Origin of the sequence: Parabacteroides sp. AF48-14 (genome assembly GCF_003477465.1) — a bacterium.
GTDB lineage: Bacteria > Bacteroidota > Bacteroidia > Bacteroidales > Tannerellaceae > Parabacteroides > Parabacteroides acidifaciens.
Genome location: NZ_QUDI01000005.1, coordinates 105123 through 124906, shown reverse-complemented (window position 1 = coordinate 124906; position 19784 = coordinate 105123). Strand labels below are relative to the sequence as shown.

Genomic DNA, 19784 nt, shown 5'->3' with positions numbered 1-19784 from the left:
AATGATATGATCATAATAATTCGCTTGCCAAACTTTTCTGCCGGGTGTTTCACGTATTATATTAATTTGTTTGGTAACCACAGATTTAAATCCGGCCATTAACGATGATATGGATTGGGGTTCCCGATACAATGGGGGTTGTTGGGGGTAGGGTTGTTGTTGTAGAGACGCACGGCCGTGCGTCTCTACGTTTGATATGTTATTCGTATATCAGTTCCAAATCATCCAGCCACAACGTGCTGCCGTCGCCTCCGGTGAAATAATCGCCGTATTTGCTGGCGCTGGCTACGACCACAATATAGGTTGGCTTGCGTGTCAGCGAGCGATAATCCAGCTTCAGCTTAAATTCCGTCCATTCACCGACCGTTTCTCCTACGATCATTTCCTGATAAGCGATGATATGCGAATCGGACTTGCTGAATAGCTGGCGGTTCTTCTTCTTTGTCTGGATACGTACCGGCGAGTTCCAGTCACCCAAAGCGATGTAGATATGCGCCTGGTCGTTCATGCCTTTTTGGGCATCCTCGAACTGATCTTCCGGATCATCCGAAATCTGGGAAATCGGTTTACAAGTATATTTGAACCAGCCTTTGAGTGTTGTCGGACGGGCGGTGAACGGGCGGCCGAAATCCAGAATACCGTCGGTTCCATCCGTCTTCACATATTCCCCGGCAAACAGGTTTCCGGCAGCAAACTTGATAATGACATTTTCCGATGCCAACTTGATCGAGCGTTTGCCGCCATGAGGTTTCGACTCATCGAAGACTGTCACATTCTTGTTGGCCAGGTTAGAGCCGGTATTTCCAGTGTCCCAGAACATCTCTCCTCCTTCGGCATAGACAAACCAGATGTTTTTCGGGTTCAACCACCAATCTTCAAAGCCGGAATTAGGCAACTGGGCGGCTTCGTCTGTCGTAAAGCTCGTGACATCGTATGTCTGGGAGCCGATTACCGCCTTATATTCATATTCGGTCGAAGGTATCAGATGGCGCATAGCTGCGGAGAAAGTTCCGTCTTCGTTGAACGTGATTTCGTCATCGAAGACCTGATCCCAGGTTTCTTCTCCTTTCTGGCGATATTGGATATCGATGTTCGTTCCTTCTTTTGCCACACCGGTCAGATAGGCGCGCTTTGCCCAAACGGAAAGGCTTGCGCCGGTTCCTTCGTAGTGAACGACACTGACAGACCATGTTTCCGTCTCGCCAAAGGCCGTCACGTCAAAAGAGCGGGTACGGCGGAAGTCAGTAACGGTCGTCGGTTCCGGCGTCGTAACCGCAATCGAGCTTCCTAACCTCATTTCCAGAACTTTCAGGTTGCCCAGATCCGTATCTTTGCTCACATAGACAATCACTTTATGGTTCTCTTCGTCGACAATCGGAGTTCCGACCTGCACGTCGCTACCGTCGGCTGCCTTGATCGAGAATTTCCGCTGGATATTGCGTTTTGCCGATATCTGCCAGGGATAGTCCTGATAAATACGCAAGACAAAGGTAGCCGGCGACAACAGATTGATCTGCGTATTGACCGTTGACGGCAGACTGTCGACCGACACGAATCCCGAATCCGGAAAAAGGGCGGCATCCTTGCAAGCCATGGAATCCGGAATAATCAGCGTGCCGTCCGTCACCCGCAACTTCGTGATGCGAAGCGTACGCAGATCGACCGTATCATCCACTAAAATAGCGGCAGTTCTCATCTCCTTGTCGATCGCAGAAGAGACGAAACCGTTCGTCTCGATCTCCTGTATCTCGGCTTTTACAACCGGATAGGGAATATCATTCTCTATACATCCGGTCAAGGCGCAGACAAGCGACAACAGACATCCTTTTATATAGACTTTATAATTCATCGCGTTTATATATAGAATGTAATACCTAAATTGATCGACAGGAGGTTGATTTTAAAATTCGCCCCGCTATTGGTGCGCTTGCCGGTCTCCACCTGGTTGGTTTTCTGGTCATACCACTTGAAGTCCAATCCTAAGACATCGATTGCCGCCTCTACCGCAACATAGTTGTTGATAAAGCAGGTGATACCGGGTGCAACGCCAAAGTTCAGGTTCTGTTTGATCTGATGCGTTCCTTTCAGTTCGTCACCTGTTCCGTCTTCTACGTTGCTCTGTCCGTATCCGTAAGTCACACGGGCTTCGTTAAACAAGCCGAAACGTTTGCTGTCTCCCAAGTTCAGATAGGTACGGATAAAAAAGGAGCCCGAAACCATGTGTGACTTATCTTTATAGTTAGACAAATCGAAACTCAGGTCATCGCCCAGATTTAGCGACAGATTTCCTAAATCCGTCAGCCCGCGAGAATAAGCGACACGTCCGCCGATTGCGATATTATCCCGGATAAAATAGCTGACTACGGGAGACACTTTAAAGGTATATCCCGTGCTGGTCACATCGTCCATAACCAACCACTTGAAATTATCGTCCGTATGTTCGGAATAGGAAAACGATGCTCCAACCATCCATTGCCCCTTCGGGATAAATGTCTTCTGTTCTATCCCCCGATCAAAATTGTTCCCTCTCGCCATTGCCGGTATGCTGCATACGAGCAATAGCATTATTAATATATGCTTCATTGTCTGTTATTTGTTCAAAACTGTATCGTTATTCACCTAAGCCTTCAAGCGATGTGCCGACGAAGGAGGCGGGGTTGTAATCGTATTGGAGTTCGAATTCATCGAGATATAGAACACTGCTTGTACTTCCCGTAAAATAATCACCGTATTTACTGGCTGTTGCAACAATTAAAATATGGGTTGGTTTCTTATTTTCACTACCCGGTTTATATTTAATGTCAATAGCGAATTTTTTATAACCATTTTTCTCATCACCACTTACAGATTCTTTAGATATCAATTCGCCATAAGCCAATACCGTATCATCATTTTTAAATAGATTCCGATTGCTCGCTTTAGTTCTAATTTCATACTCTTGCGTACAAAGAGCTACATAAATATGACATTGATCAGGATCATCCTTCTTTACTCCATCCGGACAATCCGATTTAGCAATGTTAATCGAACCGGAAATATATTTATAAAAACCTGTTAACTGAGTAGGGCGTCCAACATAGGGACGTCCAAAGCTTAATATTCCATTCGTCCCATCTGTTTTTTTAAAATATCCCGTATATAAACTTGCTGCAGCCAAAACATTAAAGACCTCATCTGACGCCAACTTAACAGCCTTACCAGAGATAATAGTAGTTTCTTCCGGAGCTGTTGGATTATGTACTCCTGTGATTGCAGCTGCGGTATTAGCGCCTTTATTACCAGATCCCCAAAAAACCTCGGTTTCGCCTGCATTTGCAGACCAACTATATTTTTCTATTGTACTCCAATCTTCAAACCCCAAGTTCGGTACAAACGGATTATTATTATCATCCGCATTCGCATAATCCGTCTTAAACTCAACTTCATTTCCATAAACGCGGTTTCCATCCGGATCACTACTGAAGGCACGATATACGTATGCTGTTTTCGGTTCCAAACCTTTACGAAATACACTGAATGTTTTCCCATCCGCATTTTTAGAAGTGACATCAACCAAAGTCCATTCGCTATCGGAAACCTTCTTGTATTCAAAGCCCAAACCATCATTGCTGTCGCTTTCTCCGCTAAAGAAAGTAAACGTCGACCAGATATTTATTGCTGCTATATCTTTTGTAATAACCGCTACGTTCGGCTTGACAGAATAAGAGAACGACACGCTCTGTTCCTGCGTTTTCGCATCCCTCACCGTAAATGTAAAGCGATGCATCTGGATCTTGTCATCATAAGAAGCCAAGGCATTGCTCATATCCGTCAAATCAAAAGACAATTCATCTTTCGCTCCTTTTATATTCTCCGGCATTGGGAAGTGAATGCTTTCCAATAAAGTTTTTGTTTCCGCATCCAGGTTTGCCAAGTCAAAAGAAGAAGGTAAACCAGAACGATTAAGCAAAGAATCAGACTCAATTGTCACTAATAACTTTTCAATGCCGCAAGATGCGATAAGCTCAGGTGCTATTTCCAAACTCGCCCGCCTTCGCTTCCAAGCTATTATTCTCTCCAAATCCTTCCAGCGTACACTCAGGAGCCTTGATATTCTCCAAATCTTCCACCTTAATAGGAATCGAGACAACAACCGTATCTGCACTTTCATCGACAGTTATATCATCAAACTTGCCACCAGCCTCACCGCTATCGTCAGGAGTATCCGGATCACCGCTTAGTTTGAAGAATAACTTATAATGATACCGTTCCTGAATATCTTTGTATTCACGCTTCAACTGGAACTGCTCGCCATCCGTATTTGTCAGTTTTAACAGGGCCGATAACGTCTCCGGAGCAAAATAACCGCCACGCGTCTCCCCTTTCACGTAAGTAAGAGAGCCGGACGAGTTACTGACCGTCGTACTGTAATCCATAAAGTATTTCTTAAAATCGTCACTGTAATCGACCGTTACTTTCGTATTGGCTATTTTACAAGTGATCTTTGCCGACGTCACCTGATTCGTCTTGATCTCACATTCCGTCTTTCCATAGAAGTTCGGCAGTTCCCAAGCCGCAGAATCTTTCTTGCCGGAAGCCACGACCACCTGATAAGTGCCGGCATCCAGCAAAATGCCTTCGTCCGCCTTTTCCTTCTCGAAGTCGGCAATATACTTAACCGTATCTTCCGCCGCATTCAAAATAGCGACAGCCAATACCGGATCGACCGCCTTCGTCTGCATCGTTACATTCTTCTCTACACCTAAATAAAGATATCCTTGCCCTTTATTCGTGTTCTTCTCTTCATCACATGACACAAAGCCAATCAACAATAAAGAGAAGAATATGGATAATATATATTTTGCCATCTTCTTATTTCGCTATGATCGTTAATGTTTTTGTATTGAACGTTCCGTTCAAATCCTCCAAGTAGATTCTGAACTTATGTGTCCCTTCAAAGTTCTTCAATAAAGACATAAAGCTGCTGACATCGAACTTAACCGTCTTTTGCCCAGACTTCACTGGCGCTAACAGAGCGGACTGCTGGCTATTCAGATTCAACATATCAAAAGGATTTCCTATGTCTGTCACAGCTCCCGTAAAGTCACTATTGTCCGAAGATATGTTGACTGTCATAGCCTTCACGCCTGTCGGCAATGTCATATCGATAACGACTTTCAAGGTAGAAGCATTTACATCAGTCAGCGTAATCGGGCTGTCCAAATCGAACCCGCTTCCCTTAATAACCGGCTTAGTAGGAGTCGTTCCACCACCTCCATCTCCGGAACCGCCGCTGCCACCATCATCACCGGCCACAAAATCAGACGGGATCGTAATCGTATATTCGCGTTCCACCAACTGGATATCGACTTTGATAACCGGACGTTTCAGAGAGTCGGGCGTTTCCGTTGGATCTTCTGGGCCAACCGGAACGTCCGGATTATCCGGATCATCGGGTTCTACAGGATCGTCCGGCTCGGCCACATCCAGCCATACGACAATATTGTTATATTCCTTAACGGTCGGATCCGTATAAAGATCACAGAAGTATTGCGTTTCCAAACCGGAACGGGTCGTTGCATGCAGCGTAAAATCAAGCTGGTCGGTCGTTTTGAAGAACGGCTTCTTCTCTTCGTCCGACTTTAAAGTGAGGACACCGTTTCCGTTCGTCATCACGATTTCGTAGTCATCTTTGAAACGATCCCGAAAATCGTCGGTATAAGCAACTGATATTTTCTTATTACTCAACACGCAAGGAGTAACCAGCGAAGATACTTCCTGTGAAGTGATCGTGCAGGTGTCTTTTCCCTCATAATAAGGCGTATCGTAGGCAGCATCTTTCAATTCGCCTTTTGTCGCAACCACCTGATATTTGCCGGTAGCCAACAAGACCTCGTCTATATCGGCATACGAAGCATATTCTTCCACCACTTCGCCGTTCTCATCCAGAATCTTTACAGAGAAATCGTTTACATCCAGACTTTCGTCCGTTGCTTTCGTTTCTCCGTTTCCCGTAATCGTTTTTTCCTTTTGCGGATCCAACTTCAGGTCCAGCACGCCTACTTCTTTCGGCAAGTCTTCGCGGGACGGCTTTTTTCCAAACAGATCATCTTTCATTTCACAGGATGTAAATCCTGCTATCAGAAACACGAATAAATAAAGGATATGTATCTTTCTTTTCATAATCGTTCTTTTTAAAATGCTTTAGTATCAGGATCCTCTCCGGTAAACTCAACTATATAATAATCGTTCGGTGCAGGAGCGTTCCCTCTTTTCTGCAATTCTTTCGTACGAGTCGGATAAGCGTTTGATTGGCTTTTAGCCTGGACTGTATATTCCAACCGTAAACCGCCGGCTACATCATCAAAGTAAATAACATGACCTGCGTTATCCTTTGTAAACAGGCATTCTTTGCCGGCTCCGTTTATTACTTTCATTTGATAATTATCTGCAAAAAGAGCGTTGAAACTCTGCGTCAGGTTAATATCGACAGCGACACTCTGGAATGTACAGTTTATAGCCGGGACCGTCGTGATCTTCTTTTCCAGAATCACCACTTCCGTATTCTCGCCATAGAAATAAGGATCATCATAAACTCCCCCATCCACTTTTGCACGGGAATAGGCTTTCACGGTGTATTTACCGACGGGTAGCGTGATATAATCCTGCTCTTTCAGTTTGGAAAAAGATTCAAACGTAAGATGCGCATCCTTATTCTCTTCCCCCGTACCGACAAGTTCCACAATGAATGTATTGGCATCCATTCCGAAAGCCTTAGTTCCGACTACTTGTATCTCATCGTCAATACCTAACGATTGCAAAGAAAACCGTCCGCAGTTTTCAGGAATATCCCTGTTTTCCACCTCGTCTTTCTGACAAGATACTGCCAGCATACTGAGTACGCTGAGCAGTAAGATTGATATGTTGTTTAATGTTTTCATATTTTATTCGTAGATTAGTTCGACGTCGTCGATGGTTAAGACACTACCGATACATTTAGAATCTGCATATCCTTTCAATGCTCCATCAGAACCTTTTATTCCATAATAGGAAGGAGATGATGATGTACTTGATTCAAAACGAATAATAATATGAGTAGGCTTTAAATAAGACTTCTCTCCGTAATTTAAATTTAAAGTCTTTGTTGACAAAACATCATTTTTTACATTTGTTGTAAATTCATCACTTGCCAATATTACATCATTCTCAGCTTCTCTTCTAATGATTGCAACTTTTACTTTGCAAGCATCAGTTCCGTATGGTAAATATTTATATTTGAATGACATTTTTTGAGGGCGTGATGAGATTTTATACCCTTCAACAAATGAAGATGTCTCTTCATCATACGAAACAGCGAATAATGCTCCTGTTAAAAGTTCTTTTGGAGATGGATTTGGAACCCATTCCCAATTTTGGAATTTTTCCGTAAATCTACTCCCATAACCATATCCAAGAGTTGTAATTTCTACAGCATCATTAACCCTTTTCGTTCCTGAATATTGAATATAGTATGCTGTACCTAAACTGGGATCAGCAGAGGTTGTCACAAGATTATTTGTTGACCAGAAAGCATTTTGCTTTTCACTATACGGATACCACACATCAATATCCCGCCCAACTAAACCGACTCCAAATAAGTCTGTACTTACCGCATCTATCACATCTTTCGTCCATTCCTTATCAAACCCACCATCCGGAATCTGGAAAACGTCCTCTGTCGTAAACGTTGCCTCTGTTGTTGGCCAATTATTAACCAAAGCACGAACCGTATATGTTGTATTCGGCTGCAATCCTGTAATTGTTGCATCAGAATAATCTTGCCATTTCTCTCCAACTTTCAGTTGATAAGACTTTGAATATTTCACATCCTCCACCACTTGTATCGTTGCTCTATTTGTCCAAACGCCACCTTCCGGCACAACAATCGTAAAGACAGGCGTTACTTCCAAAGTCGATGTCACAGTAACCTTCTTATCCAAATTATCCGTTACAGAAACTTCATAAGAATAAGTAGAAGCATCTTGTTCTTTCGATTCCAACTTACTTGAACATTCTTTCTTGAATACATCTTACGATTTTGTTTATCATAAAAGATTCCATCCGGTAAATCATCAGAAAGCATATCATACTGGCCCTGCATAGCACCATCCTTATTCACCTTCAGAGTTAATGTTTTTATTCCCGCTTCTGCCATAACCGCAATAGCCGTATCTTTTTCCAATGAATGTTTAGAAGGAACAGACCATTCAAATTTACCGACAGTTGGTTCTTTAGCTGCTTTCAGATTCACGGAAGCTGTTACCACATCCGAAGTATGCATCACATTCAATGCATCATTAATATAGACACTAAAACCGTAAGTTTTATCTTTCTCGGAAGCATACAATTGATTAAATGCACCTTTCAAATCCAACTCAATACCTTTCACACCTGCAATCGGAGAAGAAACAGACTTCAACCCCCAATCCTTTTCAGCGGTATTCAAACCTGCGGATGTTGCGATATCGACACTATCGATCTTTTCACCATCTTCCAAACGGACAACCCAACATTCCTTGATACGTCCCGGAACTTCTGCCTTAACCGTACAAGAATCATTCTGATAACCATCCGTCACATTCATATCTACCAGTACATTATTTTCGAACCCGCAAGCCCAAATGCGCAAATCCGTAAACGGTTTCCACATAAAATCAGGAATACCGAACTCAAGATCGGCATCTTCCATCGAATCGTCCAACTCGATCGACAGCGCAAGTCCGTCACCCGTCTTTCCATCCGTAGCAAATTTAAGTGTGACGGATTCTTTCGGGTTCAGCGTGATAGAAGGATTCGTAACGGAATAGACTTTCGGTTCTTTCCAGCTTTCACGCATCAACGAGATCGCAATACTTAGAGGTGTTCCTTCTTTTGCCACCTGCAAATACGCGCCACGCGTTTCGCCTTTTGCAATCGTGAAGGCGCCATCCATATAAGAAGTCTTCAGGGAGACGCTGTAATCGGAATATGCTTTCAGGAAATCTTCCGTATATTCCGTATAGATACGCGCATTCGCCATCCGGCATGTTACCTCCAGCGGCGTCTTCATATCTTTCTTGATGACAAAATCAGTGCTTCCCTCGAAATAAGGATTATCGAAAGCGGCAGGCAGGTTTCCACCCTTAGAGGCGCGCAACGTATAAGAGCCCTCTTTGATTTCCAGCTGTTCTGGAAAATCTTTATACAAAGCGCTTTTCAACGTGTCGCTCTCTTGGAAGACCTGGACAGTATAGTTGTCCACATCCTCGAAATCCGCTAAAATATTTCCAGCTTTAGTGGAGATAGCGCCACCCTTGATGTTCGTAGTATCGGCAGCGAGATTCAGGCTTAACATACCCGTGCTCCCTCCACCGTTCAAACGGTCCGAATCGCAGGAGAAAAATCCTGCAACCGACGCCCATACACACAAAGAAAATGCAATGGTCCTTCCCAGACCCTGGCGTAATTGATACTCTTTCATTTGTATAGTAACTCTTTTTTTACCTTAATACTTATACCATGAAGTAGCACAATCAATCGTGATATTACCCTTTTTTTCTATAAAATTACCCTAATAAAAAACGTTGCAAAGTAACAACAACCTCAAAAACTCTACAAGGTCTATTTATCCGATTACGTGTTCTTTTCTTTAGAAATCAATGAATACAGCAAAAGTAAAGGCCTCATTTAGCATTATACAGTGTTCTGTTTTATGGTATCCACCCCAAAACACTGGTATGGTTTTAGCGGATCATAACTATGATTTGCCTGAACCATTACTATGAGACAGAAAAACGGAAGGGGTCACAATTTTGCAGTATTGAAACAAACAGACCTCATAGGGGCAGGTACCCAACCTGCCCGATTTATCAACCAATGCATTTAGTCCGTAAAGGAAGGAACAACCCGGTAAACCGAGTCAATTATGCAGAATGCGTGGTTCCTCAACACCTGCCCGCTATTCATGTTACAACTGTGAAACAAAAGAAACCCAGCTGTGACACAGAAGGAAGACAGTTGTAACATGAAAAGAATACGGTTGTGACATGCAATAGAGGACCGGATAAAAACAAAGGATAGGCAGCTTTTCCTAAAGCGGTCGGCATCGCTTTCTAAAAAGATGCCGGCCTTTTTAGGGAAAGGTTATACCCTGTTGACGAGCATCCTATACCCTGTTGCCGAACAGGATATAGGCTATATTTTACGGGACGGGAAAGAAGTAATGAAAAATAGAGAATAAAAAAATGAATCTGGAAAGAGAATACATATCCAACCCAACCTTTCAGCTTTTTTATACGCTTTGATTTATACGTTATAGACAGAGTGAAAGGTTGAACGGTTTTGCCCTATTTATTCAAAAACCAGTTCACACTCATCCAATAACAAAACACTGCTTGTACTACCAGTGAAGTAATCCCCATACTTACTGGCCGAAGCGACAATCAGGATATAGGTAGGCTTTGTGGAATAATTCCGGTATTTCAGCGGGATTGTGAAAACTGTGTAATCCCTTACGGTCTCACCGGAAACCAGTTCACCGTAAGCCACCATCGTCTCATTGTTCCACGTACGATCGACAAACACTCCGTCACTCGTACTTACCGGGAAAGGCTTATCCCAAGCAAACAGCCCGACATAAATATGGCAGGAATCTTTGAGGCCTTTCAACGCTTCATAAGGAGCTTTCGCCTTGTCTATCGTTCCGGCATTGTATTTATAATAGCCTTTCAAGGCAGAAGGACGGGATGTATAGGGACGCCCGAAATTGAGTGAGGCTCCACTCAATCCTTCGACCTTTCCGAATGTTCCGGTATAAAGGCTTCCGGCTGCAAATACGCCTGCTACTGTTTTACTTTCCAGCCGCGCGGCTTTCCCTTTCACAACGTCATTCGTTTCGGGTGAGGTCGGATTCGCTTCTCCGACCGAGTTAGAGCCTTTGTTTCCCGAATCCCAGAAATAATAGGCTTCTGTCAGGTCTTTATTGGCATACCAGCTTTTCCCATCCTTATACCAATCATCGAACGAGAGGTTCGGGACAGGATCTATCGTTTCCGTTGTAAAGGTTTGCACTCCGTCGGTCTTTCCATCTACTGTCAACTCATATTCGTATGTGCTGCCCGGCTTCAGATGCGTGAAAGTCAACAGGAAGGTGCCGTCTTCGCGAATCTCGATTTCATTGGATAATACATTCTCCCACTCTCCTTCTCCCCCGGCTTTTGTCGTTGTGTCAACTATACGGTAACGGGCCGAGACCTGCCCTGTCTTGGTTGTTCCTTCGATATAGACCCGCTTCGACCATGCAGAGACGGTGTTTGTCTGCACGTCATCGCCCGGATGGAGAACGCTGACCGTCCATGTTTCCGTTTCGCCGAATGCGGCAACCGTAAAGGTCTGGGGGCGCCGGAAGTCATGAACCGTTTCGGGCAGAGGGGTTGTGACGGCAATTGAGCTGCCTAACTGCAACGTCTCGATCTCAATATTGGAGAATGCAGGTTGAGCCGCTTCATCCACATAGATGACAATCTGTTTATTATGTTCATCGACCAGAGGTGTCCCGACCTGGTTCTTTACTTTGATGATCCGGTTAATATCATGCTCTACCGAGACCGTCCACAAATAATCCTGATAGATACGAAGCAGGAAAGAAACCGGCTTCCTGAAATTCATCCGCGTATTCACCGTCCCCGGCAAGCTGTCGACCGAAGAGAAGCCGGTATCGGGGAAATGGACAAAGTCGAGGCATGATGACGAATCAGGCATCACGGTCGCACCAGCCGTCACTTCCAGCGTCCTGACCTGTACATTTCTCAGGTCGAGCGTATCCGCGACTTTCACCGTTACTGTGTTCATCTCGCCATTGATCTTGGCTGTGACCATTCCTTCCACGTCGATCTTTTCTATCTCGGCCTTTATCCTCGGATAAGGAATATCATTTTCTATACAACTCTGAAGAAGAGTTGCTATCCCGATCAAGAGGTATATCCATATTTCCTTTCTATACATCGTAACTCAGTTTAAAGGTAGAAGACAATACCCAAATCGATAGACAACAGATTAATCTTAAAATTGGCGGAACTTGATCGGCGAGAGCCTTTATACACCTGATCCTTCGTCTGATCGTACCATTTAAAGTCCAGCCCCGCCACATTTACGGAAGCCTCTACCGCCGAAAAATCATTGATAAAGACCGTCAGTCCGGGAGCCACGCCGATATTCAGCGAATGTTTCAACTGATGCATCCCGCTCAGGTCCAGGTCGGTCCCGGTGGTAGACTTGCTTGTCGAATACCCGTATGTCACCCTTGCTTCATTGAAAAGGCCGAAGCGTTTGCTATCGCCCAGGTTCAGGTATGTCCTAAGAAAGACTGCTCCCGAAAAGGTGTTGGACACATCATGGTAGTCCTCCACCTGAAAACTCAGGTCGTCGCCCAACGACAGGTCGATATTATCCAGTTTCGTATAAGAACGGGAATAGGCAAACCGTCCGCCTATACTTATATTATTGCGGATCGCATAACTCACTAACGGAGTCACCTTGAATGTATACCCTTCACTGTTTATATCTTTCAGGACGGATAGGAACTCAAAATTATCGTCCACATGCTCGGAATAGGAGAAAGTCGTCCCCACCATCCATTGCCCTTTCGGTATAAATGTTTTCATCACGATCCCGCGGTCGTATTTGGCTTCTTTGGCTGTTTTCGAGAAAGCGACCAATGGCAACATACAAAATATAAATACTATTATCCTTTTCATTCGCATCTTTTACTCAACAGGATCATCAAACAATAATTCAAACTCATCAAGTAACAAGACACTACTTGTACTTCCTGTAAAATAATCTCCATACTTACTGGCAGAAGCCACAATCAGAATATATGTGGGTTTCACCTCAGGATGACGATATTTAATATCAATTGTAATCTCAGTATAGGCCGAGACGGTCGTATTACTTTTGAACTCACCGAAAGCGACAATTCTTTCATCGGATAAATCAACAAAAGAACCTGTATTCGTATTGACAGGATATGCCGAACTCCAATTACACAAAGCGACGTAAATGTGACAACTATCCTGATCGTCTTTCTTGATAAAATCTTTCTTCGTATTAGTTATCTTACCCGAATTATATTTATAATAGCCTTTCAATTTTGTCGGATGCCCGGTGTACGGATGTCCAAAGTTTAGAGAAGCTCCGCTCAACCCTTCTACTTTTCCGAAAGTTCCGGTAAATAGGCTTCCTGCCGCAAATACACCCGCAACAGCTGTACTGCCTAACCTTGCAGCTTTCCCCTTTTTAACATCGGATTCTTCGGGAGATGTCGGATTATTCTCTCCAATAGTATTCGCACCCTGATTACCGGAATCCCACCAGAAACTACTGTTACCACGGTCTGAAGTCGCATTCGGGAACCAATTCTTACCATTTTTCGTCCATTCATCAAAGCTTAAATTCGGTACAGTGAACTTACCATTAACCCCTTCGGTTGTAAAAGGAATAACCACGCCTTCGGATTCTCCGGCAACCGCTTTGAACTCATAGTCCGTATTCATAGGTAAATCTTTGATAATGGCATAAAATTCATATCCATTCTCTGTTTCCCTAATATCGGATGATGCGACAGACACAGATTGCCATGCCGAATCATCGTCCCCTGCTTTCCTGAACTTAAATCCCAGATCTGTATTATCTCCTGCCAATCCTTTCAAGTAGGCACGATATGGCCAGGGTGTCGGTTCCAATGTTTGAACGGCAACATCCGGTCTTAGGCGAACAGTGAGAGATTCTTCTATTTGCTGTCCCAATATATCGCGGACAATAACCGTTATTTCATTGACAATCGGTCCATGTTCGGCCCACAGCGGTTCATCAAACGGATTATCTCTCAACAAACCATTTAAATCTATTACAACCGTTTTCGTATTATCATCGATGGGCGTACACATAATGCCGACACTACTTAGCAAACTCTTTGCATTATCATCCAGCTTTGTCAAATCCCAATAACCGGACACACCTTTTTGATCAAAATAATCCGATTTCAGACTTAACGCAACAAGAGACAAGCCTGTCTTTTCTGATGACACATTAATTTGCAAATGTTCATCTCCTGCTTTGCCGGCAACAACATTTACTAAATGCTCTTCAGTGATTTTAGATGCATCAATATTTATCTTCGGAACATTCCGCCCATAATCATCCGTAAAGACAGGAACATTCAATGTACATTCAATATCGTTCGTTTCTTCGTTCACCGTTATGTCAAAGTCTCCACCCGCTTCCGGACTTTCCGGCTCTTCACCGATCGAGAAAGTCAGACGGTAATGCTCACGCGCTTTTGTATCCGGTATCTCTTTTACTATTTTGTAAGCGGTACCATCGTTATTGACTAAATTCAGCGTTACGTTCAGTTTACCCGGAGCGAAATAGCCAGCACGCTTCTCATCCTCTTCAAAGGTCAATTCGCCACTGGCATTACCGATTGTCGCTTTATATCCGGTAAAGAATTTCTTTAGCATATCCGAATAATTCACTGTTACCTTGACATTTGCCAGCGTACAAACGACCTCAGACTCCTTTATAGTCGATTTCACCACATCTATCGTGTCTACACCAAAATAGAAAGGTTTGTCAAAAGCAGCCTTACCCGAATGCAGCAGACTGGCTTTTACATGATATTGGCCTACAGCGAGAGTAATCTTTTCATTCCCCGGATCCGTTTTATAATTCTCGAAATATTTTACAGTATCGCCGGTAGACGCTTTACAGATCGCAACACTCATCGGCAAACTATCACTTTCTGCGGCTTTTGTCACCAAAGTATAATCCACCGACGGATTCACACAGAGGAAACCTGTCTCCAACAAGCTCTCTTTCTCCTCACAAGAAGGAAAGAGAATCAGCATTACAAGCAGACAATATATATATTGCTTCATATTCATACTTATTTGATAATTACGGTCAACGTTTTAGACAGGTTATTACTCTTACTGTCGGTAATCGTGACATCAAATTTATATGTACCTGGACCACCCAACATTCCCATAAACCCGGTTACATCCAAAGCATATTCCGAATCACCTGCCAACGGACGTACTAACCCGACTCCATCCAAAATGGTTTTTATCTCTTCCGTAGGATTAACCAAATCAAACGGGTTCTCCTTCCCTAATATCGCCTCCAGTTCCGGAGCGATTATCTTCACCAAAACTTTCGACAAACCGGCTGGAGCCTTTATCACAACTTTTACCGGCACACTGTTGGCATTAGCCTCTGTCTCTGTCATTTCAATCGGAGAATCGAGTCCGTTACCCGTTATTGTAATCGCGGCATCCTCTCCCGGTTCACCCGTTCCCTCATCCGGATCGGGAGGAAGGGCGGGAGCTTCAATGTCGATCACCGTATCGCGGTCGTGCATCGTGATGTCGACCGTAATGCCGGGTTTCAGTACTTGGTCGATAACGGAGTCTACACTCATGTCGATACCCAACACGACATTATACAAGGCGTTGGGGCGGGCTTCCTCTATCTTATGCTTGGAGATTACATCCAGGCCTTTCACGGTTGTCGCATTGATTGTCAGATGGATATTATTATTTGAGCGGAAATAGGCCACACGCTGTTCCTTCTTGTCCAACGTCAAAGCTCCTACTCCATTTGTCACGATAGCGGCATAATCATCTTTGAACACTTTCAGAAAATCTTCCGTATAATCGATGTTTACTTTGGCGTTCTGCAGGCTGCAATCGGTCTTGATCGAGCTGACGACTCCCGGTTCTATCCGGCAAACCGTATCTCCGACAAAATAGGGTGCATCAAAAGCGGCCTCATACAGTTTGCCCCATGTGGCACGGACCGTGTACAGACCCTCTTTTAGCAGCAGTTCGTCAGCATCCTGATATTCACGATAGGAGTCGAAACTACGGACTACTGTTCCCGTCGAGTCAATAATCTGGATGTTAAAGTCGTTCACATCGACTGTTGCAGCCACATCGGCCTTAGCTTTTGTTTCCTGCGTATCGGTCTCCGGACGCAGATTCAATTTAAGATCCAGAGCACCTGTTACCGTCGGATCAACCGGTGCCTCTCCCGGATTACCGGGTTTCAAACCTCCGGTCAGTTCCTTCTTCATCTCACAGGAGGTCAGTCCGCCCAAGAGCGAAAAAAGCAGAATGATATATGCTATTGTCCTCATAATACCTGTACTGATTTTACTGTAGGTGTTTCTTTATAGGCATCCAATGTCACAATCAAATGATCGCCGGCTTTCAATTCCTGTTCCACACCGTCTTCCAGATGCTTCAGATCACCGGCAAAATCGACCCGTGTCCCGAATTCTTTTGCCGTTCCCGTCACATGCACCGTGAACAGCTGGCTTACGGTAAAGAAGCCGGAACGCGTTTCACTTTTCGTAAAGAGCAATTCCGCCCTGCTGTTTGTCACCATCACTTTAAAGTCGGGATTGATCATATTCAAAAACGCATCCGTATACTTCAATGATACTTTAATGCTTTGATGCGTACAATGCAGCTTCACTTCGGTAACCGTATTTTCTTCAATGACAAACTCCTTCTGCCCCCTATAGCAAGGGCTGTCGAAGGCTGCTTCGGGAAGATCGCCGGAAGAGGCTTCTGCCATATAAGCGCCTATCGGGAGCAATAAAGGCAGACCTTCCTTTTTCAGTTCGGCAAAGGTGTCAAAGTTCTGCTTTATCGGCTGCCCGCCGGCATCTTTTATCACGATGTGGAAGGTATCGACATCTACCGTAGATGTCGATTTCATTATGGCAGGGATGTCAGTTCCGCTCTTGGTGTCCATGAGGAGGGAGAGGGAACCGTGCTGATTATATTGCATATTTTCTTGTTGGCAAGAAAATAAAATGCAGATTAATAAAAAAGACAAATATTTAATCTCATTACTCATATTTCAACTGAATATTATCTATATATAATTTACTACCAATATGGACCGACCCTGAAGAGAATATACTTGCATCAAACACTAAATTCACATTACTACTCTTACTGCCAACAACCTCACCTGATTTCACCAATATATACACATGAGTCGCCTTAGAAAGTTTTTTAAACCAATTATAATTAATTATTACCTCATCCATTTTAAATTCCTCTTGTCTGCCACCTATTGTCTTAATACATCGCCCCAGTATTTCATCATCATTTGCAACTACCACTTCCACTGTAAATTGGTCATCCGATTTATATGGATAATATTTATAGGAAAAATAGACACCATATGGTTTAGATTCAAAGCTATATCCATCTCCTAAGGTATATCCTGGATTCTCATTATATTTCCCTAAATACAGAAACCCAGGATCCACATTATGATCATTTACATTTCCTGCCGAAGCTGAGCCTGCAGCAGTAACCCCACTACCCCAAGCAATTGTTTGCAACAATGCTGAATATCCAGAAACCGCATCACTACCAGAAGCTTGTAATGTTCCTGAACTTGATGCATATGCATACTTGCTATTTGGAGATGTCGTTTTGGGATTCAATGTATTCCAAGCAGGATTAGTTTCTCCTTGATTATAGGGATACCATTTCTTCCATTTTCCTCCATTTCCATTTTCACTATACCAATCTTCAATACCAGATATATTAGCTGGTAAATAAACCTCTTTTTCTGTCGTAAACGTCATCTCCCCCGAAATATGCTTTCCATACTTCGCCCGGACCCTGTACTGTGTTTCCGGCTTAAGCCCCGTTACCACAGCAGAGGCGACATCCTCTTTTATCGAAACTTCGCCATCGATCCGTTCTTTTGTGAGGTCTTTCCATTGTCCATCCTCATATAACTGGAAAGATAATTTCTCTGCATCACCTGTTGTTGTCTTGGCTCTCAGCACAGCACGTTTGGCAAAGGCATCTCCATTCTCTTCCGTATCGCCGTTCATTGACATTTCAAACTTAGGAGGAATCAAATCTACGATAAATGTTTTCACATCTTCGTAAGTCGAACCATCAAATTCAGTTCGGACAGTGAGTTCATATTCGTATCGCTTTATGTTGTCATCATCCAGTACCAAAGCTGAAATAAGCTCTTTCAAGTTTACATAAGGAGTCGAAGCACTTAAATCATATTTCACACCCGCAACAGATTCGCCTGCAAGCAAATTATACTCACGTGATGTTCCCGTTGCATCCGTTATTTTCAGCATGCAGGCAGAAAGCGTTGTACTCGATTTGATTGTCGCTTTAAATTCAGAATCATTCTTTATACCATCGCTATACACAATGCCACCTTCCGTTACACGAATAACCTGCGAACTGATAAAACCATCCGAAAACAAGATCTTCGGAGCTACATCCGGTATCATCTTCACGCTTAGCGTCAAAGGTCTACTCACATGAGGATTCACCAGCGAATCTGTCACGATAAGCTGATAATTATATTGTTTCACCTCTGTTTTACCTTCTTCTATACGAGGAAGTTTTTCTACTACAGGCTTGAAGTCTAATGTCACCTGCTTCTTATGCCAAATTTCGGGGAGATTAAAGCCTTTAGCCGTTAAGTTCATCTTTTCCCCATCACTCAAATGAGCCAGGTCGTACTCCATGGCCTTCCCTTCATCTTCCCATATTGACAATTTGCAATTCTCGATAGTTCCGGGAACATACATCTTTACATTTGCCTCTGTCACCACGTCACTTGCTCCCAGAACGATCGGGTCCGCATGCGCAAACCCATGCGCCTCTAATAACGCCGCATCTACGGGAAGCATATAATCCGGAATATACACATAAACAGGCTTTTCCTCTGTCTCTTCATTAATCGTAACTTTCACCGTCAGCCCCTGATCCGGACGTGTATTAGGGGTAGAGTTAAAGGTGAGCATCACATTGTCTTTGGGTTTTACGGAGGGGATTGTTACGGTAAACTGCTTTACTTCGCCAGTATCAGGCTTTACGGTCAAAATCCCTTTCAGATCCTCTCCCTCTGTATTTACCTGAAACCATCCGGAACGTGCTTCATCCTGCACAAACTCAAAAGGTTCTGTCGTATGGGAGGTTTCTATGCCAAGTGTATATGTGGGATAAACGACTTTGAAACTATCCGTATACGCAACCGTCACCCGCGCATTTGCCAACGAACAAGTCACATCCAGCTTGGTTGTCATGTTTTCCTTAATAATGAAATCCGACACACCCTCAAAACGGGGAGCCTCGAAAGCGGCCGCCTTCAGTTCGCCCATAGAGGCACGAATCCGGTAGTTACCCCGCTCCAACTCTACAAGATCCGGCATATCCTCATAATGCTCGAAAGAAGAGACGACTGTCTCCTCCTCTCCTTGCAGAATTTCTATCTTATAGAGGTTCGTGTTGAGATAAGGGGTCAGGTCCGGCAAAACAGCCTTCGTCAGTACCTGGCTTCCCTGAATACCGGCAGTATCAGCCGAAAGTCCAAACTGCAACAGGCCGGGATGCTCAAACACCCCTGCTTTTTCCGAATCACATGAAAATATAGATATCAACAGAACGAAAACACTCCCAATCAGGAACATGACTTTTCCTACGGAGCACATCTTACAAAGATTCTTGTCCTTCATAAACAGCCTATCAGCCTTTAAATAACATACCCTATACTAAAAACGGTGCAAAATAACGACAACTCGCAAATTCCTACAAGGTCTATTTATCCGATTACGTGTCCTATTTTTTAGACATTACGGAATTATACAGACTGAAAACGGACTAATAAGTTGCAGTTCTCAACCTTTTCCATTTACTTTATGTCCTATTTTTCAATACTTGTATAGA

At 43.7% G+C, this 19784-nt stretch carries 14 protein-coding genes; all 14 read right to left on the bottom strand.

What is annotated here, in order from left to right; all coding sequences use genetic code 11:
- Window positions 1–199: 199 nt before the first annotated feature.
- The 14 genes from DW083_RS03935 to DW083_RS03870 all read right to left on the bottom strand — a co-directional run bounded on the left by DW083_RS03935 (window position 200) and on the right by DW083_RS03870 (window position 19573).
- Complete coding sequence (locus DW083_RS03935; protein ID WP_122331507.1) at window positions 200–1849, bottom strand: PCMD domain-containing protein; 1650 nt, start codon at window positions 1847–1849, stop codon at window positions 200–202.
- 5 nt (window positions 1850–1854) lie between these two features.
- Window positions 1855–2583, bottom strand: a complete 729-nt coding sequence (locus tag DW083_RS03930) for a hypothetical protein (protein WP_122331506.1) — start codon at window positions 2581–2583, stop codon at window positions 1855–1857.
- 28 nt (window positions 2584–2611) lie between these two features.
- Window positions 2612–4021 carry a PCMD domain-containing protein gene (locus tag DW083_RS03925; RefSeq protein ID WP_158582086.1) on the bottom strand — a complete coding sequence of 470 codons (1410 nt, stop codon included), beginning with the start codon at window positions 4019–4021 and terminating at the stop codon, window positions 2612–2614.
- On the bottom strand, window positions 4005–4847 hold the full coding sequence (locus tag DW083_RS03920; RefSeq protein ID WP_122331504.1) for a DUF4493 domain-containing protein: 843 nt from the start codon (window positions 4845–4847) through the stop codon (window positions 4005–4007). Before DW083_RS03920 ends, DW083_RS03925 begins: the two co-directional genes overlap by 17 nt.
- Before the next feature lie 4 nt (window positions 4848–4851).
- Window positions 4852–6162 carry a DUF4493 domain-containing protein gene (locus DW083_RS03915; RefSeq protein WP_122331503.1) on the bottom strand — a complete coding sequence of 437 codons (1311 nt, stop codon included), beginning with the start codon at window positions 6160–6162 and terminating at the stop codon, window positions 4852–4854.
- A gap of 11 nt (window positions 6163–6173) precedes the next feature.
- Window positions 6174–6920, bottom strand: coding sequence for a DUF4493 domain-containing protein (locus DW083_RS03910; RefSeq protein ID WP_122331502.1), 747 nt, complete (start codon window positions 6918–6920; stop codon window positions 6174–6176).
- A gap of 3 nt (window positions 6921–6923) precedes the next feature.
- Window positions 6924–8018, bottom strand: coding sequence for a hypothetical protein (locus DW083_RS03905; RefSeq protein ID WP_122331501.1), 1095 nt, complete (start codon window positions 8016–8018; stop codon window positions 6924–6926).
- On the bottom strand, window positions 7967–9478 hold the full coding sequence (locus tag DW083_RS03900; protein ID WP_122331500.1) for a DUF4493 domain-containing protein: 1512 nt from the start codon (window positions 9476–9478) through the stop codon (window positions 7967–7969). Before DW083_RS03900 ends, DW083_RS03905 begins: the two co-directional genes overlap by 52 nt.
- Window positions 9479–10347: 869 nt before the next feature.
- Window positions 10348–12000, bottom strand: a complete 1653-nt coding sequence (locus tag DW083_RS03895; protein WP_122331499.1) for a PCMD domain-containing protein — start codon at window positions 11998–12000, stop codon at window positions 10348–10350.
- Between the two features lie 11 nt (window positions 12001–12011).
- Window positions 12012–12752 (bottom strand): hypothetical protein, encoded by a 741-nt coding sequence (locus DW083_RS03890; protein ID WP_199659136.1) that lies wholly within the window; start codon window positions 12750–12752, stop codon window positions 12012–12014.
- A gap of 9 nt (window positions 12753–12761) precedes the next feature.
- Window positions 12762–14933 carry a PCMD domain-containing protein gene (locus tag DW083_RS03885; protein ID WP_158582085.1) on the bottom strand — a complete coding sequence of 724 codons (2172 nt, stop codon included), beginning with the start codon at window positions 14931–14933 and terminating at the stop codon, window positions 12762–12764.
- Between the two features lie 8 nt (window positions 14934–14941).
- Window positions 14942–16192 carry a DUF4493 domain-containing protein gene (locus DW083_RS03880; protein ID WP_122331496.1) on the bottom strand — a complete coding sequence of 417 codons (1251 nt, stop codon included), beginning with the start codon at window positions 16190–16192 and terminating at the stop codon, window positions 14942–14944.
- The gene (locus DW083_RS03875; RefSeq protein WP_158582084.1) at window positions 16189–16851 is read right to left on the bottom strand and encodes a DUF4493 domain-containing protein; all 663 of its coding nucleotides are present in this window, start codon (window positions 16849–16851) and stop codon (window positions 16189–16191) included. The genes DW083_RS03880 and DW083_RS03875 overlap by 4 nt, the downstream gene beginning before the upstream one ends.
- A 61-nt stretch (window positions 16852–16912) precedes the next feature.
- Window positions 16913–19573 carry a DUF4493 domain-containing protein gene (locus tag DW083_RS03870; RefSeq protein WP_122331494.1) on the bottom strand — a complete coding sequence of 887 codons (2661 nt, stop codon included), beginning with the start codon at window positions 19571–19573 and terminating at the stop codon, window positions 16913–16915.
- Window positions 19574–19784 lie beyond the last annotated feature (211 nt).